Raw genomic sequence first — 26,335 nt, 5'->3', positions numbered from 1 at the left:
GCATCCAGGGGGAGAGAGTGGGCGGCGCCTCGGACCCCGGTGACTCCCTGGACGAGGTGGTCACCGGCATCGGCGAGCGGGTCCGTTCGCTGCGCATCAAGAAGGGCATGACCCTCCTGGAGCTGGCCACCGAGACAGGGCTGAGCGCCTCCATGCTCAGCACCGTGGAGCGCGGCAGGACCAGCCCGTCGCTCGGCACCCTGCACCGGATCGCGGAGGCCCTCGGGGTGCGGATGGCCTCGCTGTTCGTGCGGGACGGCTCGGGCGACTCGCCCGTCTCCCGCCGCGCCGACCAGGTGACCGACCGGACCGCGGGCGGGGCCGTCCGCCGGCTCGCGCTGTTCCGCCGCGACCAGGACGTCGAGGTCTATGTCGACGAGTACCCGGCGGGCGCCAGCCACGCGGTGCGGCCCTCGCACCACCCGGGGCACGAGTTCGGCGTGGTCGTCGCGGGCAGCCTGGAGGTCGAGGTCAACGGCGGGGTCTACGACCTCGCCGAAGGGGACGCCATCCAGTACGCGGCCCAGCAGCCGCACCTCATCCGGAATCCCTCCGACGCGCCCGCGCACGCCGTCTGGGTCAACCTCCGCCGCCTGTAAGGGCGTTGCCCGCCACCCCGGATTCCGCCCCGAACCGGCGGTTCCTCGATGACGCCCGCGCAACCTCCGCGCAACATCCGAGCAACAACCCCATCGTAAAAATGTCGCTGCTGGTGAAATCCCCGGTCTGCGAAGGCGCTGCCCATCCCTGTCCCACCAGCGCGTGAACGGAACGGCGGTCAACGGTGGTCAGCGACAACGCGAGCGACAACGCACCCACGCACGGCGTCCTCAGGGTCGGGTTCGAGGACCGGCTGCCCCCGGGCAGGACGGCCCTCTTCGGCATACAGCACCTGCTCGCCCTCACCGGAATCTGGATCTTCCCCGCCGCCCTCGGCTCGGCCCTGTCCCTCTCCCAGGGGGACGTGGGCCGGATCGTCCAGGCGTGCTTCCTGCTCACCGGCATCGTCACCGTGCTCCAGTCGGGCCGGATGCTGCGGTTGCCCATCGTCCAGGGGCCCACCGCGGCCTTCCTCGTCGCGCTCATCGCGGCCGGCGGCTCGGAGGGGCTCGGCACCGCGTTCGGCTCCATGATGGTCGCCGGCGTGATCTTCATGGCGCTGACCATCCCCGCCAGGCGGCTCGGCCTGTTCGGCCACATAGCCAGGATCGCCACCTCCCCGCTGGTCTTCGGCACCCTCTTCGTCGTCATCGGCGCCCAACTCGCCGGCATCGGCGTCAGCGGCTGGTTCGGGGTCCCCGGCACCGAGGGGTTCGGCGGCCCCAACTTCGCCGTCGCCTGCGTCACCGTCCTCACCGTGCTGGCCTGCCTGGTCTTCGGCGGGCGCGGCCTGGTCAAGCACGGCGCGATCGTGTGGGGCATCGTGGTGGGCAGCCTCACCGCCGCCGCCACCGGCCTGTGGAGCGTGCCGGAGCTGTCGGGCTCCGGGGCCGTCGCGGCGCCCGAGTACCTGCCGTTCGGTTTCGGCGTCTCCTGGCCCGTGGTGCTGCTGATGGTGATGGCCTTCCTCCAGGCCGGCACCGAGGCCATGGGCATGTACAGCCTGGTGGGCGGCTGGGGCGGGCAGCGCATGACCCTGGACCGCACCAACCGCGGCCTGTTCGCCGAGTTCCTCGGCTCCACGGTCGGCGCCGCCTTCGGCGGCATCGGCACCACCTCCTACCCGGAGAACGCGGCCATCGTCCGCGTCACCGGCATCGGCAGCCGGTTCGTCACGATGACGGCCGGCGGGTTCGCCATCGTGCTCGCCTTCGTGCCACCGGTCGGCCTGTTCATCGCCGGCCTGCCGGGCCCTGTGCTCTCGGCCGCCTCCACCGTCCTCTTCGGCATCATCGCGATGAGCGGCGTCCAGCTGCTCTCCACCGTCCGCTGGGACGACCTCAACCTGGCCGTCGCCGCACCGGCGTTCATCATCGCCCTCGGCGTGCAGTTCCTGCCCCCCGAGATCACCGAGTCGCTGCCCGACTCGGCCGCCAGCATCCTCACCAGCCCGATGATGGTCGCCGTCATCCTGCTGCTGGTGCTGCACCTGCTGGTCAACATCCTGCTTCGCCCCGTCCTGGAGCGGCGCGCCGCCACCGCGACCGACGAGGCCGCCGTCCCGGCCCCGGCCGCCCACTGACCCGCGCCCCGCACCGAACCCCGAACCCCGAACCCCGAAGGCACCGCATGCCCGCGCACCACCACGTCTACGGCACCCGCCGCCCCCTGCCCGCCACCGGCGAGCTCGCCGACTTCCTCGACCCGACGCACGCCGCCGTCGTCTCCATCGACATGCACGAGGGGCACCTCTCCGAGGACCCGGCCTGCCCTTGCCCGGCCCCGCGCGGCCGGGAGATCGTCGAGCCGATCGACGCCTTCCACCGGGCCGCCAGGGAACGCGGCGTCCCCGTCATCCACGTGCGCTCCGAGGTCCGCGCCTCGGGGGTCGACGACGTCCGGGGCATACCCAGCGCCTGGCGCACCACCTTCCCGCTGCACGTGGGCCCCATCCCGGGCGCCGGCGACCACGCGCTCGCCGGCAGCCGGTGGACCCGCTTCGTGACGGAGGTGGCGCCGGGCGACGAGGTGGTGACCGGCAAGAAGCGGCTCTCCGCCTTCTACCCGACCGACCTCGACTTCCTGCTGCGGCAGATGGGCGTCACGCACCTGGTGCTGGACGGCATCATGGCCGACTGCTGCGTCCTCAACACCGCCTTCGACGCCGCCAACCTGAGCTACCGGGTGACGGTCGCCCGCGACCTGGTGCGCGGCACCGACGCCGCGCTGGAGCAGGCCGCGCTCGACATCGTCTCGCTGCACGTGGGCGTGGTCGCCGACGCCGCCGACGTGCTCGCCGCCTGGGACGGGGCGACGGCCCGCGCCGCCGCGCGATGAGGCCACGCCCCCTGGGCCCCGGGCCGGCCGCGTTGGCGGTGACGGGGGCGCTGCTCGCCATCATGGCCCTGTCCACCGCCCCCACCCCGCTCTACCCGGGCTACGCCGCCCGCGACGGCCTCGGCCCGTTCGGCGTCACCGTCGTGTTCAGCGTCTTCGTCGCCGGCGTGCTCGCCGCGCTGCCGACCCTCGGCCGGGCCGGCGACCGGTACGGCCGCCGCCCGGCGCTGCTCGGCGCCGTCGGCTGCGCGCTGGCGGCCGACGCCGTGCTGGCGCTGCCCTGGGGACCGCCCGGCCTGCTCGTCGGCCGGGCGCTGAGCGGCGTCGCGGTCGGCACGGCCGCCCCGGTGGCCACCGTCTGGATCACCGAGCTCGTCGCCCGCGCCTGGGGCGAGGACGGCCGACGCCGCTGGGCCACGCTGACCCCGGCGCTCAGCCTGGCCGGGCTCAGCCTCGGCCCGCTGCTCGCCGGCTGGCTCGCCGCGACGACCTCCCGCCCGCTCACCACGCCCTACATCACGCTCGGCGCGGCACTGGCCGCGCTGCTGGTGCCGCTGGCCCTGGCCCCCGAGACCGGCGCCCCCGCCCACCGGACCGGGCCCGGTGCCTCCTTGCCGCCGCCGGGCGTGCTGCTCGCCGCCTTCGGCGGGTTCTCCGTCACCGGTCTCTTCGGCGCGCTCGCCCCCGAGATGCTGGCCACCATCGACCCGCACCCGTCCCCGGCGGCCGTGGGCACCGCGGTCTTCGCGGTCTTCGCGGCGGGCGCGGCGGCCCCCGCCGCGCTGCGCCGCGTCCCGCCGGCCCGGCAGATTCGGGCGGGCGCGGTGGCCGTGGTGCTCGGCCTCGCCGGGGTGTGGCTGGCCGTCGCCCTGGGCGCGGCCCCCTGCTTCGTGGCCGGCGGCGTGCTGGCCGGCGCGGGCGGCGGCCTGCTCTTCCGCGGCGCGCTGGCCACGGCGCTGGCCACCGCGCACGCCGCCGGCGCGGTGTTCACGGCCGCCTACAGCGGCCTGGCGGTCCCGGTGCTCGGCATGGGCCTGCTGCTGACGGCCGTCCCCATGACCGCCGCGCTCACCGTCTTCACCGGCTGGACCGTGCTGCTGTTGCCGCTGACCGCGCGGCGCGCGGCGTAGCGCCCGGAGCGCCCGGAGCGCCCGGATCCGGACGTGCCGCGGCCCGGGCCGCGGCGGCGCGCACACGCGCCGGCCACGACCCGGGCCGCGAGAGGTTCCGGCCGGCCGGGTCAGTCGGCCAGGACGACCACGTCGACGTCGCCTGACGTGCCCTTCCCGTTGCCGTTCCCGTTGCCGTTGGCCTGCCCGGGCCCGTCGCCGTTGCCGTTGCCCGGACCGATCCGCAGCTCGAAGTCGCCGTCGTACTTCTGGTGTCCGGCGATCACGGCCATCTCCACGGCCTCGACGCCCTTCTCCTCACGCAGGATCAGCGAGTCACGCCGCAGGTCGCGCATCAGGGCCACGCACAGCCCGATCATGACCAGCGTGAACGGCACGGCCGCCAGGATCGTCAGGTTCTGCAGGCCGTCCAACGCCGTCGAACCGCCGCCGCCGATCATCAGCATCACGGCCGCCACGGCGCCGGTCAGCGCGCCCCAGAACACCACCACGAGACGGCCGGGCTCCAGCGTGCCGCGCTGCGACAGGGTGCCCATCACGATGGACGCCGCGTCGGCACCGGACACGAAGAAGATCCCGACCAGGATCATCACCAGCAGCGCGGTGACGCTGGCCAGCGGGTACTCCTGGAGCACCGCGAACAGCTGGCCCTCGGTGGTGGCCTGGCCGGTCAGGCCGGCGCCCTGCTCCTCGAGACGCATCGCCGTGCCGCCGAAGATCGCGAACCAGATCAGGCTGACCACGCTCGGCACCAGGATCACGCCGCCGACGAACTGCCGGATGGTCCGGCCCCGGCTGATCCGCGCGATGAACATGCCGACGAACGGCGTCCACGAGATCCACCAGGCCCAGTAGAAGACCGTCCAGCCCGACAGCCACTCGGCGACGCCCTCGCCGCCGCTGGCCTCGGTGCGGGCCGCCATGTCCGGCAGGTCACCGATGAAGGAACCCACCGACGACGGGATCAGGTCCAGCATCAGCACCGTCGGGCCCACCAGGAACAGGAAGACCACCAGCACCAGGGCGAGCACCATGTTGATGTTGGACAGCCACTGGATGCCCTTGGCCACGCCGGACACCGCCGACAGCACGAACGCGGCGGTGAGGCCGGCGATCACCAGCACCAGCAGCCCGGTGCCGACGTTGCTCATCCAGCCCAGTTCCTCGACGCCGCTGCCGATCTGCAGCGCGCCCAGGCCGAGCGAGGCGGCCGAGCCGAACAGGGTCGCGATGATCGCCAGGATGTCGATCACCCGGCCCCACGAGCCGTTGGCGCGCTTCTCGCCGATCAGCGGCGTGAACACGGCGCTGATCGTCTGCCGCCGGCCGCGCCGGTAGACGCTGTAGGCGATGGCCATGCCGACCACCGCGTAGATCGCCCACGGGTGCAGCGTCCAGTGGAAGAGGGTGGTGGACATCGCCGTGGTCATCCGCTCACCGTCGTCGGCCGGCGAGGTGCCGGGCGGCGGGGTGCCGAAGTGCGCCAGGGGCTCGCTCACGCCCCAGAACATCAGGCCGATGCCCATGCCGGCGCTGAACATCATGGCGATCCAGGAGATCGTCCTGAACTCGGGCTTCTCGCCCTCCTTGCCCAGGGTGATCCGCCCGTACCGGCTCATCGCCAGCCAGAGCGCGAACACCACGAACCCGGAGGCCGCGAGCACGAAGCCCCAGCCGGCGTTGTGGATGATCTTGCCGAGCGCGTCGGAGGACGCCTCGGCGAGGGAGTCCGAGGACATCGCGCCCCAGACGACGAAAGCCAGCGTCAGCACGGCGGAGACGCCGAACACCACCGGATCCGTCCGTGGTTTCGTCAGCGACAGCCGAGGAGGCCTGTCCTTAGCCGTCACCGAACCGTGTTTATCGCTTGGCACGCCGAACCTTTCCTTCCCACCCGGTCTCGTAGCTGGGATCAGCCGCTGTACCTGTACCGGGCAACAATCTGCATGCGCGAGCGGCTACCCGAATTCGCTCCAACCATGCCACGCAACTAAAACACGTTGACCTGCGGTTATCGCCATGAGTCGATTGTTCGTGACTCTCTGGTGGTGTGTGCGGCGGCGAAAAATCTCACAACCTTTATGCGGTTCTTACGCTGGATCGCCCGGTCGTCGACGCAAAGTGACCATCTGCCGTAGTCGTCCGGTCACAGAAACAGTCGAGTTCCAGCCATTGAACGAAACCCGGGTGTTCCCTACGATCACGCACCTGTCGATCTTGAGCACGACCGAGCGGAGCCCCGGTGTCGTCCCCTCTCCCCACGGCCGCTCGGCTGGCCGACCTGCCCGCCGAACCGCTGATCACGCACGAGTACGAGCGGAACCGCCCGGCCGTGCTCGCCGCGCTGCGCGAGCGCCACGGCGCCGTCGCCCCCGTCGACCTGCTGGGCCAGCCGGTCTGGCTGGTTCTGGACCACACGGAGGCACTGCGCGTCCTGACCGACGAGGCGCACTGGAAGAAGGCCCCCGCCCACTGGCGCGCCTACCGGGAGGGCGCCGTCCCCCGGGACTGGCCGCTGCGGTTCGTCGTGGACAGCGAGATGGTGACCTTCTTCGACGACGAACGTCACGCGGCCGCCCGGGCCGCCATCGACGCCGCCATCGCCCCCTACCAGGGGGACGGCGCCGAGGCCGGACGCTTGCGCGAGCTGATCACGGCCCACGCCGACCAGCTCATCAGCTTCCTCAGCGCGGGCGGCGGCGGACAGGGCATGGCCGACCTCTGCGGCCAGTACGCGCGCCCGCTGCCGCTCATGGTCGCCAACCACCTGCTCGGTCTCCCGGACGCCGAGGGCGACGACGTGCTGATGGACGTCTGGCGGGTCCTGGACGCCGGCCCCGAGGCGCCGATGGCCGTGCACCGCCTCCTGGGCGGCCTGCGCGAGCTGGTCGAGGAGAAGCGACGCCACCCCGGCGCCGACATCCCGTCCCGGCTGCTCGCCCACGCCCCCGACGCGAGCACCGACGAACACGCCCTCCACCTGAACATGATCCTGGTGACCACGGCCGAGTCCACCGGCGCCCTGCTCGCCGCCAGCCTGGTCCACGCGCTCGCCACGGGCACCCTCGACGAGGCCGACCCGCGCGAGCTCATCGAGCGCACCGCCGTCGCCAACCCGCCCATGCAGAACCTGTCGCTGCGCTTCGCGGCGGCGGACACCCCGCTCGGCGGCGTCACCGTCGCCGCCGGCGACCCCGTGATGGTCTCCCCGGCCGCCGCCCACGCCTGCCCGCACTTCACCGGCTCCGACGACGCGCCCCACCTCGCCTTCGGCGCGGGACCCCACGCCTGCCCGGCCCGCCCGCTGGCCGAGACAATCGTCGCCATCGGCATCGAACGGGTCCGCGCGCGCTTCGGAGAGCTCAGGCTGGCCCTGCCGCCCGACCAACTCCCGTGGCGCGTCACCCCGTTGGTGACCGGCCTGCGGTCCCTCCCGGTCCGCTACGACCTCACGAGGCGGCCCGCGCCGGAGCCGGCGGCGGCCGTCGAGCCGCTGCCGGCTCCGCCGGTACGCCGGTCCGCGTTCTGGCGGTTGCTGGCCACGCTGCGGGGCGGTCGCTAGGACGCGGTCGCGCTCAGGGCGCGTCGGCGTGCGCCCGGAGCGCGGCGATCAGCCACTCGAACGCCGGCACCTGCGCCGGCGCCGGCGGCCAGCCGTTGAGCTTGCCCAGCAACTGCCAGTACCGCTCCACCCTGCGGTCGGTGAAGGTGGCCAACTCGTCGGCCAGCCGCAGGCGTTCCGCCACGGCGAGGCCCGGATCGACGACGCGGGCCAGGATCTCCCGGCCCGCCGCCGACTCCGGCGCCACGCCCTCCCGCACCGCCCCGCCGGCGTGCTCCAGGACGCGTGCCGGGTCGGCGCCCGCCGGCTCCGACGGCGACCGCGCGCCGGCCACCGCCATCTCCCGCACCCGTCGCGCGAAGCCGTCGTCGCCGACCAACTCGGCAAGCTCCACCCAGGCCTCCACCTGCTCGGAGGTGGGGTCGGCGGGCAACTCCGCCGGCAGGGAGCGCATCGCCTGCGCGAGGTGCGCGCCGGGCGCCTCCGGATCGACGCCGTCGAAGGCGCGACGGACGAAGTCGTCGATGATCCGCTGTCGTTCCTCGGCGGACATCTGGGCCAGTCGGTGCATGAGTCTCATCTCCTCGGTCGTGCCGACACCACGAGCGGCCCACCGCAACACCGCGCGCCGCACCTGCAACACGCGGATCTCCGCGTCCAGCGCGTCCAGGTGTGCCGCCGCCACGTCGCGCACCGTGGTCTGCCTGGTCAGCACCCGACGGACCGTCTCCAGGCCCAGGCCCAGTTCCCGAAGGGTGCGGACCAGGTCGAGGCGGGCGACGGCCTCCGCGTCGTAGAGCCGGTACCCGCCCCGCGACCGGTCGGTCGGCGTGACGATGCCGCCGTCCGACCAGAAGCGGATCGTCCGCACCGGCAGCCCGGTGCGACGGGCGAGCTCGCCGATGGTGAACAGTTCGGTGTGGTCGCTCACGGCACCAAGCGTCGACCCTCCAGTGGGTGGAGACTCAACCTCTTATTCCGACGGGACGGTGAACCTAACGCGCCACGTGACGGACCATGCTCCGCCATGCCGGCGCCGACACGGCGAGCGTCGCGCCTCCGGCGCGGTTCTTGGAGTCCCGGACGTGCACGGTGACGGGGTCGGTGGCCACCTCGACGCACTCACCGCCAGCGTCGCCGCTGTGCGACGAGGTGTGCCACTGTGTGGCAACCTCCAGGCAGTCGCCGCCCGCGCTGCCGCTGTGGCTGGACTTGTGCCAGTCCAGGGCGACTTCGAGGCATTCGCCGCCTTGGTTGCCGCTGTAGCTGCTCTTGAACCAGACGAGGGAGGAACGACTCATAGTTCGCGGATCATCTCCTCGATCAGCTTGCGGGAATCGGCTTCGTTGAGCGCCTGCGTGCGGATCATGCCATACCTGACCTGGAACTGGCTGACCTGTTTGCGGCTGTCGATGACATGGCCGATGTCGGGACCCTCGACATAGGCAACCCAGTCCTGACTCGGGGTCTCCATCAACGTGAACGGCCCATCCATCCCGGGATGGGCGCCGTGCGAGAGCGGCATGACCTGCAAGGAGACGTTTCGCATAGCCGAGACATCCAGCAAACGCGCCAGCTGTGCCTTCATCACGGTGGGGCCGCCTGTCGGCTGCCGTAGCACTGACTCCAGGATGACCTGGGAAAGGTTGACCGCCGGCTTGCGAGTGAGTAGTTCTTGGCGCTCCAGCCGAGCTTCTACGCGGCGCTCAACTTCCTCGTCGTCGAGGGTCGGTGCGTAGGCGCTGAGTACAGCGTGTGCGTACTCACGGGTCTGGAGCAGGCCATGCACGGCGTTCGTTGTGTACGACCACAGACTCACCGCCTCGCCTTCCCGGTCCGCGTACTCGCCGAACCAGTCCGGGTGTCGCTGCTCGCGCAGCCGCGTCGCCGTGGGGGCCAGGACCCCCGTCAGGCCCAGCAGCTTCTCCAACTCGTCGATGAACTCCGGGCTCGCGTTCCGTTCTCCCCGTTCGATCTTCTCCAGCATGGACTCCGAATAGCCAACGATCAGCGCCGCCTGCCCGGGCGTCACGTCGTTGAACTCGCGGAGCGCCCGCAGGAGCGCGCCGAACACCTGGCGTCCGTCGAGGCTTTGGTTCTTCTTCCCGGCCATCTCGCCCTCCCGAGGTTTCACACAGCCGCACACACCGGCCAGGTGGCGAGGCACACGCAGTGATGTCGGCCCGTCACCACTGGTCACGGTAGGCGCCGGTCGCAAGGATGGCCGCATGATCGGTGAAAATGAACTCGAACCGGTGGTATCTCCCTATCGTCCTGACTGGGTCCCCCTGACCGGCACCACGCTCCGCATGGTCGGCGTCGTCTTCGACGCCGTCCGGGTCGTCGGCGAGCGCGGCCCCGAGGTGGCCGACGCGCTGGGGCACGCGGCGGGGCCCATCGTGCATCAGGCCATCGGGGAGTCGCGGATGTACTTCCTCGTGCCGCCCGGAAGCGTCCGTGGCTACCGGTGGCCGTATCCGGCCGAGGCGTTCAGCCGGAGCGGCGCGCGTTACTCCTACGTCGGCGTCCCGGCGCTGCGCGCCGGCAGCGCGACGTGGCCGTTGGTCTGGCGCTCGGTGCCCACCGAGGCGGCGCCGTTCGTGGACGTGAAACTCCTGAACGCGACCGTGCGTTCGCTATGGCATGCCGACACCTGATGACCCCGTGCTGGAGTACGCCCGTGCCGACCTGGCCTGGTACGCGCGTGTCCGTGACCGTGCCCGCAGGCGGCGGCTGGTCACGGAGCTGAGCGCGCTGGTCGTCGGCGCCGCCACCGTCGTCGCCGCGGGGCTGCAGGCGGCCCCGGCGGTGACCGCCTCGCTGGCCGGGGCGTCCGTCTTCATCGGCGGCTTCCGTCAGCTCTTCAACGACACGGAGCGCCATGTGCTGGCCGCTGAAGCCTGGTCGAGGCTGCGGACGGCGATCCAGCGCTACCAACTCGTGCCGGAGGCGGAACGCGACGAGACGGTGCGCCAACTCCTGCTGGAGCAGGTCGAGTCGGCGGCGGCCGTCGAGCTCCAGGGCTGGGCCGCCGACCGTCGCGGCACCGGAGCGCTGCCGCCGGCGTAGCCCTGTCAGGACAGCCGGTGGTGCACCCAGACGCACGGCTCGCAGTACACGGCGCGATCGTGCACGGTGTCGCAGTGAACGGGGACCAGCGCGCCCGGGACGTTCACGTCGCCGGTGGTGTCGAAGGGGAGTCCGGTCCACTGGCGCCACTCCGCGAGGCTGCCCGCGATGGTCATCGCCCGGACCGAGACCCCGACGATGCGGCCGCCGGCCCGGATGTGGACCCGCAGCCAGGGATCCACCGGCAGTCCGTCGTCCCGGCGCGCGTCCGCGTAGTCGGCCATCGACAGCTCCGGATGGCGGTGCTTGGCACTGGGCCTGACGGGCGCGACGAGGCTGGCGTAGCCGCGGTCGGCGGCGTTGCGGCGCATCGCGTCGAGCATGACCGACGACAGGCCGGTGCCCCTGAGCTCCGGCCGGACCGAGATCTCCAGGGCGGAGACCATCGTGCCCCGGCGGCCCGCCAGACGGTCGCGCGTCGCGGTGAGGATGACCTCGTCCCAGCCGCCGGCCGGCAGCGACTCGTCCGGGTCGCCGTCCCAGGTGAACGGCACGCTGTAGCCCTTGGCGACCAGTCGGTCCGGATGATCCCGGTCGACGGCGATCAGCACGAACTCGGGGAACGCCGCTTCGACGTCGCTGTAGTACAGCGGCGCGACCGGATCCCGGTCCATGAAGGTGGGCCAGTCGTGGAAGTCGCCCAACAGGGGCAGCAGGTCGGGCCGTTGCTCGGCGGTGGTCACCAGCAGATCCATGTCTCCTCCGTCCTGTTTCCGCGCACCAGCCCGGCGCGCCGTGCTCAGCCGCCCGAACCGCCGAGAAAAGCAGCGCGTTCCGAGCGGAGCCAGGCTCGCTCCGCCGCCATCTCGGCCGCGTCGCCGCGGGCGAGGAACGTGGCCCACGGCTCGTGGCCTCGCCGGCCGAGCCGTTCGATGCGGGCGGCCTCGCGGGACTGGAGGTCGTCCAGCGCGTCGAGGACCGCCGCGGCGGGCGCCCCGTAGGCGGCGCACAGGGCGTCGAGGCGGCTCCGCAGGGTGCGCTCCCCGGTGACGCCCGCCCTTCGCTGCTGCTCGACGGGCCGCAGCGGCACGGCGTACCAGGCGAGTTGCGCGAGGTCGTCGATGGGGTGGCCGGGTGCCGCGAAGTCCCAGTCGATGAAGCCGGCCAGGCGGTCGCCGTCCCAGATGGAGTTCCAGGGGCCGAGGTCGCCGTGCCGGATGACCAGGCCGGGCCGCCACTCGACCTCCTGCCCCTGCCAGCGGGCGTCGGCCGGCGGCCGGAAGTCCCGGACGGCGTCGTGGTAGTCGCGCAGCCAGGACCCCAGCTCGCCGATGCCGGCGGTCGACCGCAGGGGCGGCGGCCAGGGGGAGAGCGCCGGTTCGCCGTGCAGCAGCGACAGCATCTCCTCGGTGCCGTCGGTGCCGAGTACCCGTGGGGCGCGGGTGAAGCCGACCGACTCCAGGTGGGTCAGCAGGGCGTGCACCGCGGGCGTCCACCCGCCGACCGGTCGGCGGATCGTCTCGCCGACCCGCCGCACGGTGGTCACGCTGCCCCTGTCGGTGGCGCCGTCCTCGATCACCCGGTCAGGGTAGCCGGCGGTCAGCCGTACTGCCGGCACTCGCCGGTGTCGTGGACGCGGCGCAGGAAGTCCCGCACCAGCGCGGTGATCTCCGGGCCGTGGGTCTCCAGGGCGAAGTGCCCGGCGTCCAGCAGGTGGAGCTCCGCGTCGGGCAGGTCGCGCAGGAACGCCTCGGCGCCGGCCGGGCCGAAGATCTCGTCGTTGCGGCCCCAGGTCAGCAGCGTCGGCGGCCGGTGGGTGCGGAAGTACCGCTGGAAGTCCGGGTACGCCTCCAGGTTGAACTGGTAGTCCCAGAAGAGCTGGAGCTGGATCGCGTCGTTGCCCGGCCGGTCGAGCCCCGCCTGGTCGAGCAGCCAGGTCTCCGGGGCGAGGCGGTCCAGCCGGTCGGCGGGCACGCCGTGCGTGTACTGCCAGCGGGTGGCCTCCGGCGTCAGCAGCTCCCGCGCCTTCGCCTCGTTGGCGGCCCGGTCCTCGGCGTGGGCGAAGAGCACGTCCCAGAAGGGCGTGAAGCCCTCCTGGTAGGCGTTGCCGCTCTGGCTGACCAGCGCGGTGACCCGCTCCGGGTGGCGGCTGGCGATTCGCAGGCCGATGGGGGCGCCGTAGTCCTGGATGAAGAGGGCGAAGCGGTCGATGCCGAGCTGGTCGAGCAGGGCGAGGGTGACGGCGGTCAGGCTCTCGAAGCCGTAGTCGAACGCGTCGACGGCGGGCATCGCCGAGTTCCCGAAGCCGATGTGGTCCGGCGCGACCAGGTGGAACTCGTCGGCGAGCGCGCCGATCAGGCCGCGGTACATGTGCGAGCTGGTGGGGAACCCGTGCAGCAGCACCAGGGTGGGCCGGGCCGGGTCGCCGGCCTCCCGGTAGAAGACGTCGAGGCCGTCGACCGTCGCCGTGTGGTGGCGGACGTCGAAGCCTGTCGGCTGTGCCATGGTCATGCCTTTCGGAGATGTGCGGTGGTCGTCGGGCCGGCGCTCAGTCGGTAGGCGGGTGGGCGCAGCGTCATGACATGCACCTCGCGGTTGAGAACGGTCGTTCTCTGGCCGCTCGGGTAGCCTATGAGAACGTTGGTTCTCAGGCAAGCGAGGAGGAGGAGCGTGCGAGGGAGCACCCGCGACGGCGCCGACGTCGAGAGCGACCGGAGCCGGATCCTGGCGGCGGCGCGGCGGCTGTTCAACGAGTCCGGCGTCCAGACGGTGGGCATGGACGCCATACGCACCGCCTCCGGGGTGCCGCTCAAGCGGCTCTACCGGGCCTTCCCGGCCAAGGAGGACCTGCTCCAGGCCGTGCTCCAGGAGCGCGACCTGGAGGTCCGCGAGACCCTCGCCGCCTATGTCGAGGAGCACGCGGACACCCCGCGCGAGCGGATCCTGGCGGTCTTCGACTACCTCGACGAGTGGTTCGGTCAGCCGGACTTCCGCGGCTGCCTGTTCATCAACACGGTGGGGGAGCTGGGCGCCGTCTCCCCACGGGTCACCGAGGTGGCGCGGGTGCACAAGCGGGCCTTCCGTGACCAGCTCCGCGAGCTGGTGGACGCGGCCGGCCTGCCCGCCGAGCGCGCCGACCAGCTCGCCGTGCTGGCCAACGGGGCCATGGCCACCGCCGGGATCACCGCCAGTCGGGAGCCGGCCCGGCAGGCCCGGGAGGTCGCCCGGATCCTGCTCGCCGCCGACTGACCCGCGAAACGCCGGGCACGGCGTGAACCGCGGCGGTGCGGACGTTTCGGCACCATGTGGTGACGGGCGTCATCGCGAAAGGCGGGCAGCATGGGCAGGCTCGACGGCAAGGTGGCCGTCATCACCGGCGCCGCGCGGGGCATGGGGGCGGCCCACGCGCGACGGTTCGTGGCCGAGGGGGCCAGGGTGGTCGTCACCGACGTCAACGAGGACGGGGGCCGGCGGGTCGCCGACGAGCTGGGCGGCAACGCCCGCTTCCTGCGGCACGACGTCGCCTCCCTCGCCGACTGGCGCCGCGTCGTCCGGGAGGCCGAGCGGACCTTCGGCCCGGTGACCGTCCTGGTCAACAACGCGGGGATCCTCGGGCCCGTCGTCGACACCGTCGACCTCGACGAGGACGCCTACCTCAGGGTCTGCGCCGTCAACCAGCACTCGCAGTACTACGGGATGAAGACGGTCGTGCCCGGCATGCGGCGGGCCGGCGGCGGCTCCATCGTCAACGTCTCCTCCGCCGCCGGCATGGTGTCGATCGTGGGCTCGCCCAGTCTGGCCTACGTGGCCAGCAAGTTCGCCTCGCGCGGCATGACCAAGCACGCCGCCGTCGAGTACGGACCGGACAACATCCGGGTCAACTCCGTGCACCCCGGCTACATCAGGACGCCGATGATGGTGGAGGCCACCGACGAGGAGGGCGGCGGCATCGGGGACACCGTGCCGCTGCGCCGGCTGGCCGACCCGGCGGAGGTGTCGGGGCTCGTGCTGTTCCTCGCGAGCGACGAGTCCTCCTATGTCACGGGCACGGAGCACGTCGTCGACGGCGGCCTGACCGCGCAGTAGCGGGCGGGCCGTGGAAAACCGCTGGCGGGGTTGTCAGAGCCGCCGCCTACACTCCGCCCATGACCGACATCGATGAGCACGGGCGGCCCGAGCCGCCCGTGGCGGGGGACGAGTTGGCGACCCTGCTGGGCTTCCTGGAGTTCCACCGGGCCACCCTGGCGTGGAAGTGCGAGGGGCTCGACGCGGCCGGCCTCGCGGCCACGGTCGGGGCCTCGACCATGACGCTCGGCGGGATGCTCAAGCACCTGGCCTACGTCGAGGACGGCTGGTTCTCGCACTTCCTGCACGGACGGGACCGGCAGCCGCCGTGGGACGGCGTGGACTGGGGCGCCGACCCGGACTGGGACTGGCACTCGGCCGCCGAGGACAGCCCCGAGGAGCTGTGGGCGCTGTGGGAGGAGAGCGTGACGCGGTCCCGCCGGGCGGTCGAGGAGGCGCTGGCCGGGGGCGGCGGGCTCGACCAACTGGCCCGGCGGGCCTGGCGGGACGGGCGGTCGCCCAGCCTGCGCTGGATCCTGGTGCACATGATCGAGGAGTACGCGCGGCACAACGGCCACGCCGATCTGCTGCGCGAGGCGGTGGACGGGAAAACGGGGGAGTAGAGATCGCGTGGCACGGCCCGGCGGGTCGGCCGACCGGCCCCGCCGGCCCTCCTCGCTACGATTCCCAGCGATGTCCGAGAGAGGTCCGAGACCCGACGAGCGGCCCCAAGGCGCCCGGACGAGGCAGGTGACACTGCTGACGTTCGGGCACGGCACGGCCGGGCGCGAGCCGCTGGCCGCGCTGCTGCACGGCGCCGGCGTCCGGGCCGTGGTCGACGTGCGCACCGCGCCCGGCAGCCGGCGCAACCCCGACGTGAGCCGGGAGGCGCTCCGGCGGTGGCTCCCGGAGGAGGGCATCGACTACCGGTGGGAGCCACGCCTCGGGGGCTTTCGGCGGGCGGCCCCTGACTCCCCCGATGTCTTCTGGGAGAACGCCTCCTTCCGGGGGTACGCGGGGCACGCCCGCCACCCCGACTTCCTGGCGGCCGTCGACGAACTGCTGCGGCAGGCCGCCGACGTCCGCACGGCCGTGATGTGCGGCGAGGCCCTGTGGTGGCGCTGCCACCGGCGGATCATCGCCGACCACGCCGTCCTGGCGCGCCACGTCCGGGTGGCTCACCTGGCGCACGACGGCCGGCTCACCGAGCACCGCCCGTCGGCCGGCGCCCGGCTGCGCGCGGACGGGCTGCTGGTCTACGACCGGCTGTGACCGTCAGTACTGGTGACTCGGGTAGTCGATGAAGCCGGCGTCGCCGCCCCCGTACCAGGTGGCATGGTCCGGGGTGGGCCGCACCGGGGCACCGGTGCGGAAGCGTTCGACCAGGTCGGGGTTGGCGAGGAACGCCCGGCCGTAGCTGATCAGGTCGGCGCCGCGCGCCAGCCACTTCTCGCCGTCGGCCCGGTCGGTCTCGTGCGGGCCGATCTGCCCGCCCGGGTTGACGACGAGGGTCCCGGGCCACGCCCGGCGCAGGCCGTCCATCAGCTCGTCGCCGTCGGGCGGGGCCAGCAGGTGGACGTAGGCCAGGCCGAGCGGGGCGAGCGCGCCGAACAGCGCCGCGTAGAGCTCCGGCACGTCCTCCTCGACGACGTCCCACACCCGGCCGCCGGGGGAGAGGCGGATGCCGACGCGCTCCGCGCCGATCGCGTCGGCCGTCGCCGTGACCGCCTCCACGGCGAAGGCGATGCGGCCGGCGATCGAGCCGCCGTAGCGGTCGGTGCGCAGGTTGGCGTTGCTGGAGAGGAACTGCTGGATCAGATAGCCGTTGGCGCCGTGCAGTTCGACGCCGTCGAAGCCGGCCTCGACCGCGCGGCGGGCGGCGTCCGCGTATACCTGGGCCTCGGCCCCCACCTCGGCCGTCGTCAGGGCGCGGGGCACCGGTCCTGGCAGCGTCTTCTCCCCGAACCTCACGAACACCTCGCCCCGCAGCGCGACCGCGGAGGGACCGACCGGCTGGTGGCCCGAGACCGCCGGGTGGCCGACCCGGCCGCCGTGCATGAGCTGGGCGAAGATCCGGCCCCCGTTGGCGTGCACGGCGTGCGTCACCGGGCGCCAGGCGGCGACCTCGGCGGCGTTCCGCAGTCCCGGCATGTTCGGGTTGGACTGGCCGGGGTGGCTGGGCGCCACGCCCTCGCTGACGATCAGTCCCGCGGTGGCGCGCTGGGCGTAGTAGGTGGCCATCGAGGGGGTGGCGAGGCCGTCGGCGGTGGCGCGGGCCCGGGTCATCGGGGCCAGCACGAGGCGGTTGGGAAGGCGCAGGTCGCCGAGGCGGTAGCCGTCGAAGAGGCTGGTCACGGGTGTTTCCTCCGCGTGGGTGGAAGGGATGGACCGAACTGCGCGCGCGACGGCTACGCTAAAAGCTCACGTTGACGTCAGAGGCAAGTCGGAGTGACCGGGATCACCGGGGAGGCGCGATGCGGATCGGCGAGCTCGCCGCACGGACGGGCGTCAGCGTGCGGGCGCTGCGCTACTACGAGGAGCAGCGGCTGCTGGTGCCCGAGCGCAGCCCGGCGGGGCAGCGGCACTACCCGGAGCGCGCCGTGGACCGGGTGCTGATGATCCAGGAGCTGTACGCCGCCGGGCTCACGAGCCGGGCGATCCTCGCCCTGTTGCCGTGCATCTCCACCGGCGAGTCGGCGCCCGGGGTGCTGGCGCTGCTGGCCGCCGAGCGGGACCGGATCACCGCCAGGATCGGCGAGTTGACGCGGGCCCGCGACCGTCTTGACGCCACCATCGACCGGGCCACCACCGCCCTGGTCACCGGCACGCCCTGCGCGCCCGCCTAGGGCCTGTTGCGAAAGCCCCGCCGGGCCCGCGACGCCAGCTACGGCACCTCGCTGCGTTACCGAATCGCGCGAATACGACCAAGTATGAGCTGCGATCCGGCGCCTTGCGATGCACCGCATCTGACGCCGCGGGCTGATCCGACGCGACTTTCGCAACAGGCCCTACCCCTCACCCGAACGGTCGCATTTCGCCCGGCCCCGCATGCGCGTGTCGCGGCCCCGCCACAGGCTGGGGACAACGCCGAAACCCTAGGAAACACAGAAAACAGGGGCATGCGATGACGACATCCCAGCAGCGGCTGCCGGAGGGGGCGCGCTACTGCGCCGACACGTTCAACGGGGCCATCGCCTCGGCCGCGCTGAGCGCCGCGTGGGAGATCGGGCTGCTCGACGAGCTGGACCAGAAGCGACGTGTCGACATAGTCGACTTCGCCGAACGGCGGGACGCGCACCCGCACACGGTGCGGGCCATCCTGGTCGCCCTCTCCAGCCGCCGCATCGTCACGCTCGACGCGGAGCGGAGGGTGGCCGAGACCGACATCGGCTTCGACGACGCGTTCCGGGCCCGCGCCTTCTTCTACTGGCTGACCCGGGGCTGCGGCGAGCTGCTCACCACGCTGCCGGTCAAGGTGGTCAACAGCCTGCGGCAGGGCGGCTTCGTGCGGCGGGACGCCCGGGCCCTCAGCGTGGCCTGCCGCAACATCACCCAGACCTACTTCGACCCGCCGCTCTGCGACATGCTCGAGAAGCTGGAGCTCGGCACCGTCGCCGACCTGGGCTGCGGCGGCGGGGAGCGGCTGCGCATGCTCGCGGCGCTCAGGCCCGAGCTGCGGCTGATCGGCGTCGACAGGTCGGCGAGCGCGATCAGCCTCGCCAGGGAGGCGGTGCGCGAGGCCGGTTTCGCCGACCGGGTCACGCTGCTCCAGGACGACCTCGTCACCATGGGCCCCCGGCCCGAGTACGGGCAGGTCGACACGGTGACCTGCTTCCTGATGGGGCACGACCTGTGGCCCAGGCAGAACTGCGTGCGCACGCTGCGTCGGTTGCGGACCGTCTTCCCCTCGGTCAGGAACCTGATCCTCGGCGACACCTGCCGCTCCACGGGCCTCGACGGTCCCGAACACCCCATGTTCACGCTGGGGTTCGAGACCGTGCACAGCGTGATGGGGCAGCTCGTGCCGACCATCGACGAGTGGTCGACCGCCATCGAGGAGAGCGGCTGGCGGATCGTCGACCGCCGCCTCCTGGACGTCCCCGCGTTCAGCTTCATCGACGTCCTCACCCCGGCCTGAGGCCCCCGGGGCGCCGGGGTCAGTAGGGCGGGCCCCCGAACCACCAGGGCCAGCCGCCGCCGGGGACGGGTGGGTCCTGCGCCGGGGCCGGGTCGGGTTCGGCCTCCCGCGCCGAGACGGAGCCGGACGCCGTGACGGGGCACAGGATCTCGTCGCGCGGCACGTAGCTGGTGGTGTAGCTCTCCCGGCCGACCTCCTCGCCGTCGTCGACGAAGACCCGCTGGACCTCCACGTCGAAGCCCTCGAGCGGGGGCTGCGGCACGCAGTCCTCGCCCTCGCCCCTGCGGGTCTCGGGTTCCCGGACGTTCTCGCGCGGGCCGGTGTCGGCGCGGACCTGGTCGTACTTCCTGGTGCCGAGGAAGGTGACGGTGACCGAGGTGTCGGTGGCGTCGGCCAGGATGTAGACGGCGTTGCCCGAGTCGTTGAGGAAGCTCAGGTCGAGGCTGCCCCAGGCGACGGTGGCCTCGCGGCCCTCCGGGTAGCGCTCGATGTAGAAGGAGTGCGCGCCGTGTTCGAGCGGCTTGACGCCGGCGAAGAAGATCGCGTTGTAGACGGTGGTGGCCACGGCCGAGACGCCGCCGCCCTGGGCGCGTTGGTACCGGTCGTCGAGGATGATGACGCCCTCGACGAAGCCGTTCTCCTCGGTGCGCTCGCCGACCCGTTCGTTGAAGCTCCAGGTGTCGTCCGGCAGCACCAGCGAGCCGTCGATCAGCTCGGCGGCGCGGCCGATGTTGGTGGTGCGGTAGTCGGCGGGCTCGAACTCGACGGTGAACGAGGACATCTCCTCGACCAGGCCCAGCTCCCGGTAGGTGTCGCGGCTGAGCGTGGGCTCGACCGGCTCGGTGTCCACGGGGCCGGTGCGGGCCGCGTCGCCGACCCTGGTCAGCAGCGGTAACACGGCCTCGCCGACGGCCTCGGGGGCCACCCGGCTGCCGGGCTCGCCCGGTTCGTCGAAGACCACCCGGTCGCTGTCGAGCCGCAGGGTGCCCTCGACGGGCTCGACGGCGGCCGCGGCGAACGCCTCGGCGAGGCGCTCGTCCCCGGCCAGCGCCTCGCCGTCCAACTCCGGGCGGAGCGTGCCGACTTGGTCGGCGGTGAGCGCCAGGTGGTCGCCGATCACGGCCGGCGGGATCGGGATGCGGCGGTCGCCGGCGGTGAGGGTGACGGGGCCCGACATCGCCGGCTCGGCGAACTCGGCGAGGGCCCGCTCCACCTCGCGCTGGTCGGTGCGCGGCTCGGCCTGCCAGACCGGCAGCCGCACCGGACCCGCGTCGGCGTCGAAGGGGTAGGCGTCCCGCAGCGGACCGAGGGAGCCGGTCACGTCGAGCACGATGCCCGCCGCCGGCTCGGTGACCTCGACCTCGCCGTCCACGAAGGCCACCGCGCCCTCCTGGACGGCGCTCTGCCAGGAGTTGGCGAGCGCGGTGAGACCGGTCCTGGCGGCGGCCGTGTCCTGGGTGACCACGGGCTCCAACTCGCCGCCGCCGGCGCCGAGGAGGCGGCGCAGCAGGCCGGGGCGGTCGGCCTGGGCGACGGTCGCCCCGACGTCGACGCGGAGGCCGGCGGTGGCCGGCTCGACGGCGTGCTGTTCGGTCTGCTCACCGCCCAGCAGGACCGGGAGCGGGGCGGCCCACGAGTCGGCGAGCTCGACCGACAGCCGGTCCTCCGCCTCCTCGGGTGAGAGACCGCCGATGTCCACGCCCTGGACGCTGGTGCCCCGCGCTATCTCCCCGCCGAGCGGGCCGAAGAGCAGGATCCAGCCGAGGGACAGACCGCCGAGACCGAGCGCCAGCACGCCGCCGATGAGGACCGGGCGGGGTGGACGCGGAAGAGGGGGGATGCGCGACACGCGCGCACCATAGCGCGCCGTGACCGGACGTGTGCACTCCGGAAACCAACTCGTAAAAGGTTGTGGCGGGCGTGGCGGAAGTTATCCAATTTTGATCTCGGCGCGCGACGGGTCCCGAACCGCCGGCCCTCAGGGGCGTATCTCGGCCCACACGGTGCAACCCGACACATGTCCCGGCGGGATGACCCCCCAGCGCACCGCCAGCGAGTCGAGCAGCACGAGGCCCCGGCCGCCCTCCGCCTCCGAGCTCGCCTGGCGCGGCACCCGGGGGGCCATGCCGTGGCCCTGGTCGGTGACCTCGATCCGCACCCCGGAGCTCTGCGAGACCAGCCAGCACACCACCCGGTCACTGCGCGTGTGCAGGATGGCGTTGGTCACCAGCTCGGAGACGACCAGCTGCGCGGTGTCCGTGACCGAATCCGGCAGCCCCCAGTGATCGAGGCGGGTCCGCACGCGGCTGCGCGCCGCGGCCACGGAGGTGGCGACCGCCGGCAGGTCGATCCGCTCGCCCGGCGGGCTCGGCGGGCGGCGATCCGCGCGACGGGGCTGGGGAATGCGCGTCGTGCCGTGAAGTGGGGACACGTGCGGGGTCGCCTTCCATGGGGCCTGAGCCATCGTGAGCCGGGTCACTTGATAACTATGGGCAACGACGCTACGCAAGCGCAAGAGGAGTTCTGCAATTTGCAGAAAGCCAGAGGATCTCTGTCGATGCCGCTACGGGGTGTGGCAAACTTCTGCCGGGGTCGGGGGACTTGGCGAGGCCGGAGGAGGGCGACGTGGCAGAGGCGCGTTCTGGGCCGACCGTTGGGCAGATCGTCCTCGGCATGCGGCTGCGCGACCTGCGGGAGCGGGCCGGCCGCAGCTTCGCCGACGCCGCCCGCGCGCTCAGCGTCAACGCCACCACCGTGCGCCGCATGGAGAAGGCCGAGGTCGGCCTCAAGCCGCTGTACGTCAAGGCCCTGTTGGAGCTCTACGGCGTCGAGGGCGCCGAGGTGGCCTCCTTCATGGAGCTGGTCGAGGAGGCCAACCGCCCCGGCTGGTGGCAGCGGTTCCGCGATGTCACCCCCGACTGGTTCTCCCTCTATGTGAGCCTGGAGGGCGAGGCCAGCCTGATCAGGGCCTATGAACCGCACTGCGTCCCGGGGCTTCTGCAAACCCCGGACTATGCCAGAGTCCTGTTCAGAACAGGTTTTCCGGGCGCCCCGGCCGAGGAGATCGAGCGCAGGGTGGACCTGCGCATGGCGCGTCAGGAGTTGCTTCGCCGGCCGCGCGCCCCGCTGCTGTGGGCCGTGGTCGAGGAGCACGTGCTGCGGCGCAGGGTCGGGTCACCGGCCGTGATGCGCGCGCAGGTCGACCGGCTGATCGAGGCGACGTCGCTGCCGAACGTCACGCTGCAGATCATGCCGCTCAGCGCCGGGCCGCACCCCGGCATGTTCGGGCCGTTCCAGCTCTTCAGATTCGAGATCCCGGAACTGCCGGACATCATCTACGCCGAGGGGCTGACCGGCGCGGCCTACCTGGACGAACGGCCCGACACCGTGGCCTACCTCGAGGTGCTCGACCGCATGGGCGCGCAGGCCGCACCCGTTCAGGACACCGCGGCGATCCTCGGTGACATTCGCAAGGAGCTCTGACACCGCATGGGTGACGAGACGTGCCCCCGGGCGCGCACCACGGAACGCATATACAACGGGATGCCGGCCAGGGAGTTGGGAACCGAGGGCTGGCGCAAGCCCTGGAGCGGGACGAACGGCGGCAACTGCGTCGAGGCCATGAAGCTGGCCGACGGCCGGGTGGCCCTGCGCCAGTCCACCGACCCCGACGGGCCGGCACTGATCTACACCCCGCACGAGATCGAGACCTTCATCCGCGGCGCCAAGCAGGGGGAGGCGGACTTCCTGCTGGCCTGACGGCCGGGCCCCCGCGCGTCGCGCGGCGGGCCCGGGCCGCTACTGCCGGGTCCTGAGCGCGGTCTCCTTGACGAAGAGCGTGAGCAGCAGCGCCACCACCGCCGCCGGCGCGGCGAACAGGAAGATGTCGGCGACACCGTGCCCGTAGGCGCTCTCGACCACCGTGCGCAGCGGCGCCGGCAGCGTGTCCAGGTCGGGGATGCCGCCGCCGCTGGCGCTCTCCGCGGGGATGCCGAGGTCGGCGAGCCCCTCGCGGGTGTAGTCGGTGACGCGGTTGGCGAGCAGCGCGCCGAGCGCCGAGACGCCGATCGCGCCGCCGAACGAGCGGAAGAAGGCGACGACGGAGCTGGCCACGCCCAGGTCCTTCGGCTCCACCTGGTTCTGCGTGGCGAGCACCAGGTTCTGCATCAGCATCCCGAGGCCGAGGCCCATCAGGGCCATGAAGGTGGCGATCCGCCAGTAGGGGGTGTCGTAGCGCATGGTGCCCAGCAGCCCCGTGCCCGCGCTCACCAGCACGCCGCCCGCCACCAGCCAGCGCTTCCAGCGCCCGGTCCTGGTGATGAACTGCCCCGAGACCGTGGAGGACAGGAACATGCCGGCGATCATCGGGATGGTCATCAGCCCGGAGACGGTGGCGCTCTGTCCCCTCGCCAGCTGGAAGAACTGGCTGAAGAAGACCGTGCCGGCGAACATCGCGATGCCCACGAAGAGCGAGGCGACCGAGGTCAGCGTGATCGTCTTGTCGCGGAAGAGGCGCAGCGGGATGATCGGGTCGTCGGCCCGCAGCTCGACCAGGACGAAGAGCACGCCGAGCAGCAGCGAGCCGCCGACCATGGCCGCGGTCTGCCAGGACGCCCACGGGTAGCTGTCGCCGGCCAGCGTCACCCAGATCAGCAGCAGCGAGACGGCGGCGCTCACCAGCAGCGCGCCGGCCCAGTCGATCCGCACCCGGCGCCTGACCACCGGCAGGTGCAGCGTGCGCTGGAGCACGAGCAGCGAGGCCAGCGCGAACGGGACGCCGATGTAGAAGCACCAGCGCCAGCCGAGGCCCGGGGTGTCGGTGATCACGCCACCGACCAGCGGGCCGCTGACGGTGGCCACGGCGAAGGTCGCGCCCAGGTAGCCGCTGTAGCGGCCCCGCTCCCGTGGCGGGATCATCGCGGCCAGGACGATCTGCGAGAGGCCGACCAGGCCGCCGACGCCGAGACCCTGCACCACGCGGACGGTGATCAGCATCGCCGCGTTCTGCGAGAGGCCGGCTATGAGGGAGCCGACCACGTAGACGAGCAGCGCGATCTGGATGAGCAGCTTCTTGCTGAACAGGTCGGCGAGCTTGCCCCACAGCGGCATCGAGGCCGTCATCGACAGCAGGGTCGCCGTCACCACCCAGGTGTAGGCGGACTGCCCGGCGCCCAGGTCGGTGATGATGTGCGGCAGCGCGTTGGTGACGATCGTCGAGGACAGGATCGCCGCGAACATGCCGAGCAGCAGCCCGGACAGCGCCCGCATGATCTGTGGATGGGTCATCGCCGGCGCGGGTGGCTCCGCCGCCGCCGCGGTCGGGTCCGCCGGGTCGGCGGCGGTCAGGTCTTCCTTACTCTGTGTCGTCACGGTCTTCCCATCGGTTGCTGTCCCGCTGGCGACCCTACGACAAGATGCTTACTACATATAAACGAATTGGCGAAATCTTTAGCTGGCTATGAGTCGACCGTGGAGGTCCGTTTCCGGCCAAGTGGCGCCTGCACCAGGGTCTCGTCGGGGAAGCACCAGCGCCAGTCCTCGCCCGGCTCGGCCGACTGGATGATCGGATGCCCCGACTCGCGCGCGTGCTCGCTGGCGTGCCGCCGTGGGGAGTCGTCACAGCAGCCCACCTCGCCACAGGTGACGCACAGCCGAAGCTCCACCCAGCTGCTGCCCTCCGCCACGCACCGCGGACACACCTCGGTGTCGGTCTCGGTCACCCGGATCCGGTCCAGGTGGGTGCAGGAGGTGCTGATCGTCTCCTCCCGCACGTACCGCCAGCCGGGACGCAGCAGCCAGTCCGGCATCAGCCGGGCCGCGCGGCGCGAGTGCGTGGCCAGCAGCGGGCTGAGCACCGCGAGCGCCAGCACGTAGACGGCGACGAACGGGCCGATCCGGCCGTCGAGCCCCGCCGCGAGCGCCAGGCTGGCCAGGATCAGTGAGAACTCGCCGCGCCCCAGCATCGTCAGGCCGACGTTCACCGCCCCCCGCTGGTTGAACCCGAAGAGCCGGGCCGCGACCACGCCGGCGGCCAGGTTGCACACCAGCGTCACCGCGACCGCGATCACCACGGGCAGGGCCACCGCGCCCAGGTGGGCGACGTCGATGGTCAGCCCGAAGGTGACGAAGAAGATGGCGGCGAACACGTCCCGCAGCGGCAGCACCAGGCGCACCACCCGCTCCCTGATGTCCGTCCTGGAGAGCACCAGACCGGTCATCAGCGCGCCGATCGCGTCCGAGACGCCGAGCCGGTCCGAGACCCCGGCCACCAGCACGACGAGCCCGATCGTCAGCACGGCGAACAGCTCGTCCTCCCTGCTGTCGACCAGCGCCGCCGCCGCCCGCGCGCCGAACCTCGCCACCAGGAAGAGCAGCAGCAGGAACCCGAAGCTCGCCGCCACGTCGGCCGCCAGGCCGGTCGCGGAACCGGCCTGGGAGAGCACGGGGGAGAGGAGCGCCAGGTAGAGGGCGAGGAACAGGTCCTCGATCACGACGATCCCCAGGATCACCGGGGTCTCGGCGTTGGTCAGCCGGTGCAGCTCGATCAGCAGCTTGGTGACGATCGCGGAGGACGAGATGCCGAGCGCGCCCGCGATCACCAGCGCCTCGGAGCCGCCCCAGCCGAGGACGAGGCCGAACAGCAGGCCGGCCAGGACGTTGATGCCGATGCAGACCACCGCGGCGAGGAACAGCCGGCGACCGCCGCCGACGACCTGGTCGACCGGGAACTCGACACCCAGGTGGAACAGCAGCAGCACCAGACCGAACGCCGCGACCACCGTCAGGTCCCCCGGGTGGCGCACCAGCTCGGGACCGGGGGTGCCGGGCCCGAAGGCGATGCCGACCAGCATGTAGCAGGGGATGGACGGCAGCCCGAACCGCCGGGCGAACCGCGCCAGCACCCCGGCGACCAGCACCGTGGCGCCGATGCCCAGGAGGTCGGCGTGCGGCATGCCGGGCGCGCTCCCTCAGGCCTCGAAGAAGGTCGCCGAGAGCACGGCGCTCACCTTGCGGGCCTGCTCCTCCGTCAGCTCGATCACGGCCGTCGGCTCGGCCGAGGCCGTCGCGAAGACGTAGAGGTCGCGCACGCCGCCCGACCTCATGATGACCGAGATCCGCTGGTCGGGCCGGCCCAGGTCGATGTCGTACCGCTTCCCCACGCCCGGCAGATCCTGCACGTGCACACCCTTGCCCATGACCGCTCCTCCTCCGCGCCGATATCGGGCATTCAAACATTCAAGGGGCCGTCAAAACCGGACGGCTCGCCTCCCGTTGTGATGGCCGGAATGATGTTCCGCCGGCAGGTGCCACTCGTACTATCTCGCCGTCATATCCAGTGTCTGAACGACTACCGAAGGTGTGTACGGGGTGCCCCTGTCACCGTGCTGGCCAGCGAGAACGGGGCGGCGTGGCGCCCGGGCGCGCGTGGGCGAC

At 72.4% G+C, this 26,335-nt stretch carries 28 protein-coding genes; 15 read left to right on the top strand and 13 right to left on the bottom strand.

What is annotated here, in order from left to right; translation table 11 throughout:
- Window positions 1-17 precede the first annotated feature (17 nt).
- From RNC47_RS11375 to RNC47_RS11360, 4 genes are all read left to right on the top strand, one after another.
- The gene (locus tag RNC47_RS11375; RefSeq protein WP_311597919.1) at window positions 18-599 is read left to right on the top strand and encodes a helix-turn-helix domain-containing protein; all 582 of its coding nucleotides are present in this window, start codon (window positions 18-20) and stop codon (window positions 597-599) included.
- A gap of 185 nt (window positions 600-784) precedes the next feature.
- Entirely contained in the window at window positions 785-2,182 is a 1,398-nt protein-coding gene (locus RNC47_RS11370) for a uracil-xanthine permease family protein (protein WP_311597918.1), read from the top strand.
- A gap of 47 nt (window positions 2,183-2,229) precedes the next feature.
- Window positions 2,230-2,937, top strand: coding sequence for an isochorismatase family cysteine hydrolase (locus RNC47_RS11365; protein ID WP_311597916.1), 708 nt, complete (start codon window positions 2,230-2,232; stop codon window positions 2,935-2,937).
- Window positions 2,934-4,067 carry an MFS transporter gene (locus tag RNC47_RS11360; protein WP_311597914.1) on the top strand — a complete coding sequence of 378 codons (1,134 nt, stop codon included), beginning with the start codon at window positions 2,934-2,936 and terminating at the stop codon, window positions 4,065-4,067. The genes RNC47_RS11365 and RNC47_RS11360 overlap by 4 nt, the downstream gene beginning before the upstream one ends.
- 110 nt (window positions 4,068-4,177) lie before the next feature.
- On the opposite strand, the gene RNC47_RS11355 is transcribed toward RNC47_RS11360, so the two are convergent.
- Window positions 4,178-5,917, bottom strand: a complete 1,740-nt coding sequence (locus RNC47_RS11355) for a BCCT family transporter (protein ID WP_311597913.1) — start codon at window positions 5,915-5,917, stop codon at window positions 4,178-4,180.
- 392 nt (window positions 5,918-6,309) lie between these two features.
- Here RNC47_RS11355 and RNC47_RS11350 point away from each other — a divergent pair, with 392 nt between their 5' ends.
- Window positions 6,310-7,629: a cytochrome P450 family protein gene (locus RNC47_RS11350; protein WP_311597912.1), complete on the top strand. Its 1,320-nt coding sequence runs from the start codon at window positions 6,310-6,312 to the stop codon at window positions 7,627-7,629.
- A gap of 13 nt (window positions 7,630-7,642) precedes the next feature.
- Here the strand turns inward: RNC47_RS11350 and RNC47_RS11345 are convergent, their stop codons facing one another.
- From RNC47_RS11345 to RNC47_RS11335, 3 genes are all read right to left on the bottom strand, one after another.
- Window positions 7,643-8,560 carry a helix-turn-helix domain-containing protein gene (locus RNC47_RS11345; protein ID WP_311597910.1) on the bottom strand — a complete coding sequence of 306 codons (918 nt, stop codon included), beginning with the start codon at window positions 8,558-8,560 and terminating at the stop codon, window positions 7,643-7,645.
- A 64-nt stretch (window positions 8,561-8,624) separates the two neighbouring features.
- Window positions 8,625-8,930 carry a DUF397 domain-containing protein gene (locus RNC47_RS11340; RefSeq protein ID WP_311597909.1) on the bottom strand — a complete coding sequence of 102 codons (306 nt, stop codon included), beginning with the start codon at window positions 8,928-8,930 and terminating at the stop codon, window positions 8,625-8,627.
- Window positions 8,927-9,742 (bottom strand): helix-turn-helix domain-containing protein, encoded by an 816-nt coding sequence (locus RNC47_RS11335; RefSeq protein WP_311597908.1) that lies wholly within the window; start codon window positions 9,740-9,742, stop codon window positions 8,927-8,929. The genes RNC47_RS11340 and RNC47_RS11335 overlap by 4 nt, the downstream gene beginning before the upstream one ends.
- 115 nt (window positions 9,743-9,857) lie before the next feature.
- On the opposite strand from RNC47_RS11335, the gene RNC47_RS11330 reads away from it, so the two are divergent.
- Together RNC47_RS11330 and RNC47_RS11325 are read left to right on the top strand one after the other, a co-directional pair.
- Window positions 9,858-10,286 (top strand): hypothetical protein, encoded by a 429-nt coding sequence (locus tag RNC47_RS11330; RefSeq protein WP_311597906.1) that lies wholly within the window; start codon window positions 9,858-9,860, stop codon window positions 10,284-10,286.
- Complete coding sequence (locus RNC47_RS11325; protein ID WP_311597905.1) at window positions 10,273-10,698, top strand: SLATT domain-containing protein; 426 nt, start codon at window positions 10,273-10,275, stop codon at window positions 10,696-10,698. Before RNC47_RS11330 ends, RNC47_RS11325 begins: the two co-directional genes overlap by 14 nt.
- A gap of 5 nt (window positions 10,699-10,703) precedes the next feature.
- On the opposite strand, the gene RNC47_RS11320 is transcribed toward RNC47_RS11325, so the two are convergent.
- From RNC47_RS11320 to RNC47_RS11310, 3 genes are read right to left on the bottom strand one after another with little or no spacing between them, the layout of a single operon-like run.
- Entirely contained in the window at window positions 10,704-11,453 is a 750-nt protein-coding gene (locus RNC47_RS11320) for an N-acetyltransferase (RefSeq protein ID WP_311597904.1), read from the bottom strand.
- Between the two features lie 44 nt (window positions 11,454-11,497).
- On the bottom strand, window positions 11,498-12,277 hold the full coding sequence (locus tag RNC47_RS11315; RefSeq protein WP_311597902.1) for a phosphotransferase: 780 nt from the start codon (window positions 12,275-12,277) through the stop codon (window positions 11,498-11,500).
- Window positions 12,278-12,297: 20 nt separating this feature from the next.
- A complete protein-coding gene (locus RNC47_RS11310; RefSeq protein ID WP_311597900.1) occupies window positions 12,298-13,203 on the bottom strand; it encodes an alpha/beta fold hydrolase in 906 nt (301 codons plus the stop codon).
- A gap of 165 nt (window positions 13,204-13,368) precedes the next feature.
- Here RNC47_RS11310 and RNC47_RS11305 point away from each other — a divergent pair, with 165 nt between their 5' ends.
- The 4 genes from RNC47_RS11305 (at window position 13,369) to RNC47_RS11290 (ending at window position 16,035) form a co-directional block, all read left to right on the top strand.
- Entirely contained in the window at window positions 13,369-13,947 is a 579-nt protein-coding gene (locus RNC47_RS11305; RefSeq protein ID WP_311597898.1) for a TetR/AcrR family transcriptional regulator, read from the top strand.
- Between the two features lie 90 nt (window positions 13,948-14,037).
- Window positions 14,038-14,784 carry a glucose 1-dehydrogenase gene (locus RNC47_RS11300; RefSeq protein WP_311597896.1) on the top strand — a complete coding sequence of 249 codons (747 nt, stop codon included), beginning with the start codon at window positions 14,038-14,040 and terminating at the stop codon, window positions 14,782-14,784.
- A 59-nt stretch (window positions 14,785-14,843) separates the two neighbouring features.
- A complete protein-coding gene (locus RNC47_RS11295) occupies window positions 14,844-15,386 on the top strand; it encodes a DinB family protein (RefSeq protein ID WP_311597894.1) in 543 nt (180 codons plus the stop codon).
- Window positions 15,387-15,456: 70 nt separating this feature from the next.
- Entirely contained in the window at window positions 15,457-16,035 is a 579-nt protein-coding gene (locus tag RNC47_RS11290; RefSeq protein WP_394814756.1) for a DUF488 domain-containing protein, read from the top strand.
- 3 nt (window positions 16,036-16,038) lie between these two features.
- Here the strand turns inward: RNC47_RS11290 and RNC47_RS11285 are convergent, their stop codons facing one another.
- Entirely contained in the window at window positions 16,039-17,118 is a 1,080-nt protein-coding gene (locus RNC47_RS11285; RefSeq protein ID WP_311597890.1) for an alkene reductase, read from the bottom strand.
- A 119-nt stretch (window positions 17,119-17,237) separates the two neighbouring features.
- On the opposite strand from RNC47_RS11285, the gene RNC47_RS11280 reads away from it, so the two are divergent.
- Window positions 17,238-17,609: a MerR family transcriptional regulator gene (locus tag RNC47_RS11280; RefSeq protein ID WP_311597888.1), complete on the top strand. Its 372-nt coding sequence runs from the start codon at window positions 17,238-17,240 to the stop codon at window positions 17,607-17,609.
- A gap of 278 nt (window positions 17,610-17,887) precedes the next feature.
- On the top strand, window positions 17,888-18,901 hold the full coding sequence (locus tag RNC47_RS11275) for a class I SAM-dependent methyltransferase (RefSeq protein ID WP_311597886.1): 1,014 nt from the start codon (window positions 17,888-17,890) through the stop codon (window positions 18,899-18,901).
- Window positions 18,902-18,920: 19 nt separating this feature from the next.
- On the opposite strand, the gene RNC47_RS11270 is transcribed toward RNC47_RS11275, so the two are convergent.
- A complete protein-coding gene (locus tag RNC47_RS11270; protein WP_311597884.1) occupies window positions 18,921-20,750 on the bottom strand; it encodes a VanW family protein in 1,830 nt (609 codons plus the stop codon).
- 129 nt (window positions 20,751-20,879) lie between these two features.
- A complete protein-coding gene (locus tag RNC47_RS11265) occupies window positions 20,880-21,332 on the bottom strand; it encodes an ATP-binding protein (RefSeq protein WP_311597883.1) in 453 nt (150 codons plus the stop codon).
- 194 nt (window positions 21,333-21,526) lie between these two features.
- On the opposite strand from RNC47_RS11265, the gene RNC47_RS11260 reads away from it, so the two are divergent.
- Both RNC47_RS11260 and RNC47_RS11255 read left to right on the top strand, forming a co-directional pair.
- Window positions 21,527-22,384, top strand: coding sequence for a helix-turn-helix domain-containing protein (locus RNC47_RS11260; RefSeq protein ID WP_311597881.1), 858 nt, complete (start codon window positions 21,527-21,529; stop codon window positions 22,382-22,384).
- A 6-nt stretch (window positions 22,385-22,390) separates the two neighbouring features.
- On the top strand, window positions 22,391-22,660 hold the full coding sequence (locus tag RNC47_RS11255) for a DUF397 domain-containing protein (RefSeq protein WP_311597880.1): 270 nt from the start codon (window positions 22,391-22,393) through the stop codon (window positions 22,658-22,660).
- Window positions 22,661-22,699: 39 nt separating this feature from the next.
- On the opposite strand, the gene RNC47_RS11250 is transcribed toward RNC47_RS11255, so the two are convergent.
- The 3 genes from RNC47_RS11250 to RNC47_RS11240 form a co-directional block, all read right to left on the bottom strand.
- A complete protein-coding gene (locus tag RNC47_RS11250; protein ID WP_394814758.1) occupies window positions 22,700-24,187 on the bottom strand; it encodes a DHA2 family efflux MFS transporter permease subunit in 1,488 nt (495 codons plus the stop codon).
- A 170-nt stretch (window positions 24,188-24,357) separates the two neighbouring features.
- A complete protein-coding gene (locus RNC47_RS11245; RefSeq protein WP_311597878.1) occupies window positions 24,358-25,854 on the bottom strand; it encodes a cation:proton antiporter domain-containing protein in 1,497 nt (498 codons plus the stop codon).
- 15 nt (window positions 25,855-25,869) lie between these two features.
- Window positions 25,870-26,097 carry a potassium transporter TrkA gene (locus RNC47_RS11240; protein ID WP_311597876.1) on the bottom strand — a complete coding sequence of 76 codons (228 nt, stop codon included), beginning with the start codon at window positions 26,095-26,097 and terminating at the stop codon, window positions 25,870-25,872.
- Window positions 26,098-26,335: the final 238 nt, after the last annotated feature.

The sequence above is a fragment of the Streptomyces millisiae genome (assembly GCF_031845425.1).
In the GTDB taxonomy this organism is placed as follows: domain Bacteria; phylum Actinomycetota; class Actinomycetes; order Streptomycetales; family Streptomycetaceae; genus Streptomyces; species Streptomyces millisiae.
The sequence above is the reverse complement of the archived record's forward strand: the minus strand, read 5'-3'. Positions and strand labels throughout refer to the sequence as shown.

Excerpts from the sequence above, each read along its gene's own strand:
- RNC47_RS11240 (WP_311597876.1), bottom strand. The coding sequence starts at position 26,097 with ATGGGCAAGGGTGTGCACGTGCAGGATCTGCCGGGCGTGGGGAAGCGG.
- RNC47_RS11360 (WP_311597914.1), top strand. The coding sequence starts at position 2,934 with ATGAGGCCACGCCCCCTGGGCCCCGGGCCGGCCGCGTTGGCGGTGACG.
- RNC47_RS11330 (WP_311597906.1), top strand. The coding sequence starts at position 9,858 with ATGATCGGTGAAAATGAACTCGAACCGGTGGTATCTCCCTATCGTCCT.
- RNC47_RS11340 (WP_311597909.1), bottom strand. The coding sequence starts at position 8,930 with ATGAGTCGTTCCTCCCTCGTCTGGTTCAAGAGCAGCTACAGCGGCAAC.
- RNC47_RS11320 (WP_311597904.1), bottom strand. The coding sequence starts at position 11,453 with ATGGATCTGCTGGTGACCACCGCCGAGCAACGGCCCGACCTGCTGCCC.
- RNC47_RS11295 (WP_311597894.1), top strand. The coding sequence starts at position 14,844 with ATGACCGACATCGATGAGCACGGGCGGCCCGAGCCGCCCGTGGCGGGG.
- RNC47_RS11325 (WP_311597905.1), top strand. The coding sequence starts at position 10,273 with ATGCCGACACCTGATGACCCCGTGCTGGAGTACGCCCGTGCCGACCTG.
- RNC47_RS11310 (WP_311597900.1), bottom strand. The coding sequence starts at position 13,203 with ATGGCACAGCCGACAGGCTTCGACGTCCGCCACCACACGGCGACGGTC.
- RNC47_RS11300 (WP_311597896.1), top strand. The coding sequence starts at position 14,038 with ATGGGCAGGCTCGACGGCAAGGTGGCCGTCATCACCGGCGCCGCGCGG.
- RNC47_RS11280 (WP_311597888.1), top strand. The coding sequence starts at position 17,238 with ATGCGGATCGGCGAGCTCGCCGCACGGACGGGCGTCAGCGTGCGGGCG.
- RNC47_RS11365 (WP_311597916.1), top strand. The coding sequence starts at position 2,230 with ATGCCCGCGCACCACCACGTCTACGGCACCCGCCGCCCCCTGCCCGCC.
- RNC47_RS11290 (WP_394814756.1), top strand. The coding sequence starts at position 15,457 with ATGTCCGAGAGAGGTCCGAGACCCGACGAGCGGCCCCAAGGCGCCCGG.
- RNC47_RS11255 (WP_311597880.1), top strand. The coding sequence starts at position 22,391 with ATGGGTGACGAGACGTGCCCCCGGGCGCGCACCACGGAACGCATATAC.
- RNC47_RS11275 (WP_311597886.1), top strand. The coding sequence starts at position 17,888 with ATGACGACATCCCAGCAGCGGCTGCCGGAGGGGGCGCGCTACTGCGCC.
- RNC47_RS11335 (WP_311597908.1), bottom strand. The coding sequence starts at position 9,742 with ATGGCCGGGAAGAAGAACCAAAGCCTCGACGGACGCCAGGTGTTCGGC.
- RNC47_RS11250 (WP_394814758.1), bottom strand. The coding sequence starts at position 24,187 with ATGACCCATCCACAGATCATGCGGGCGCTGTCCGGGCTGCTGCTCGGC.
- RNC47_RS11245 (WP_311597878.1), bottom strand. The coding sequence starts at position 25,854 with ATGCCGCACGCCGACCTCCTGGGCATCGGCGCCACGGTGCTGGTCGCC.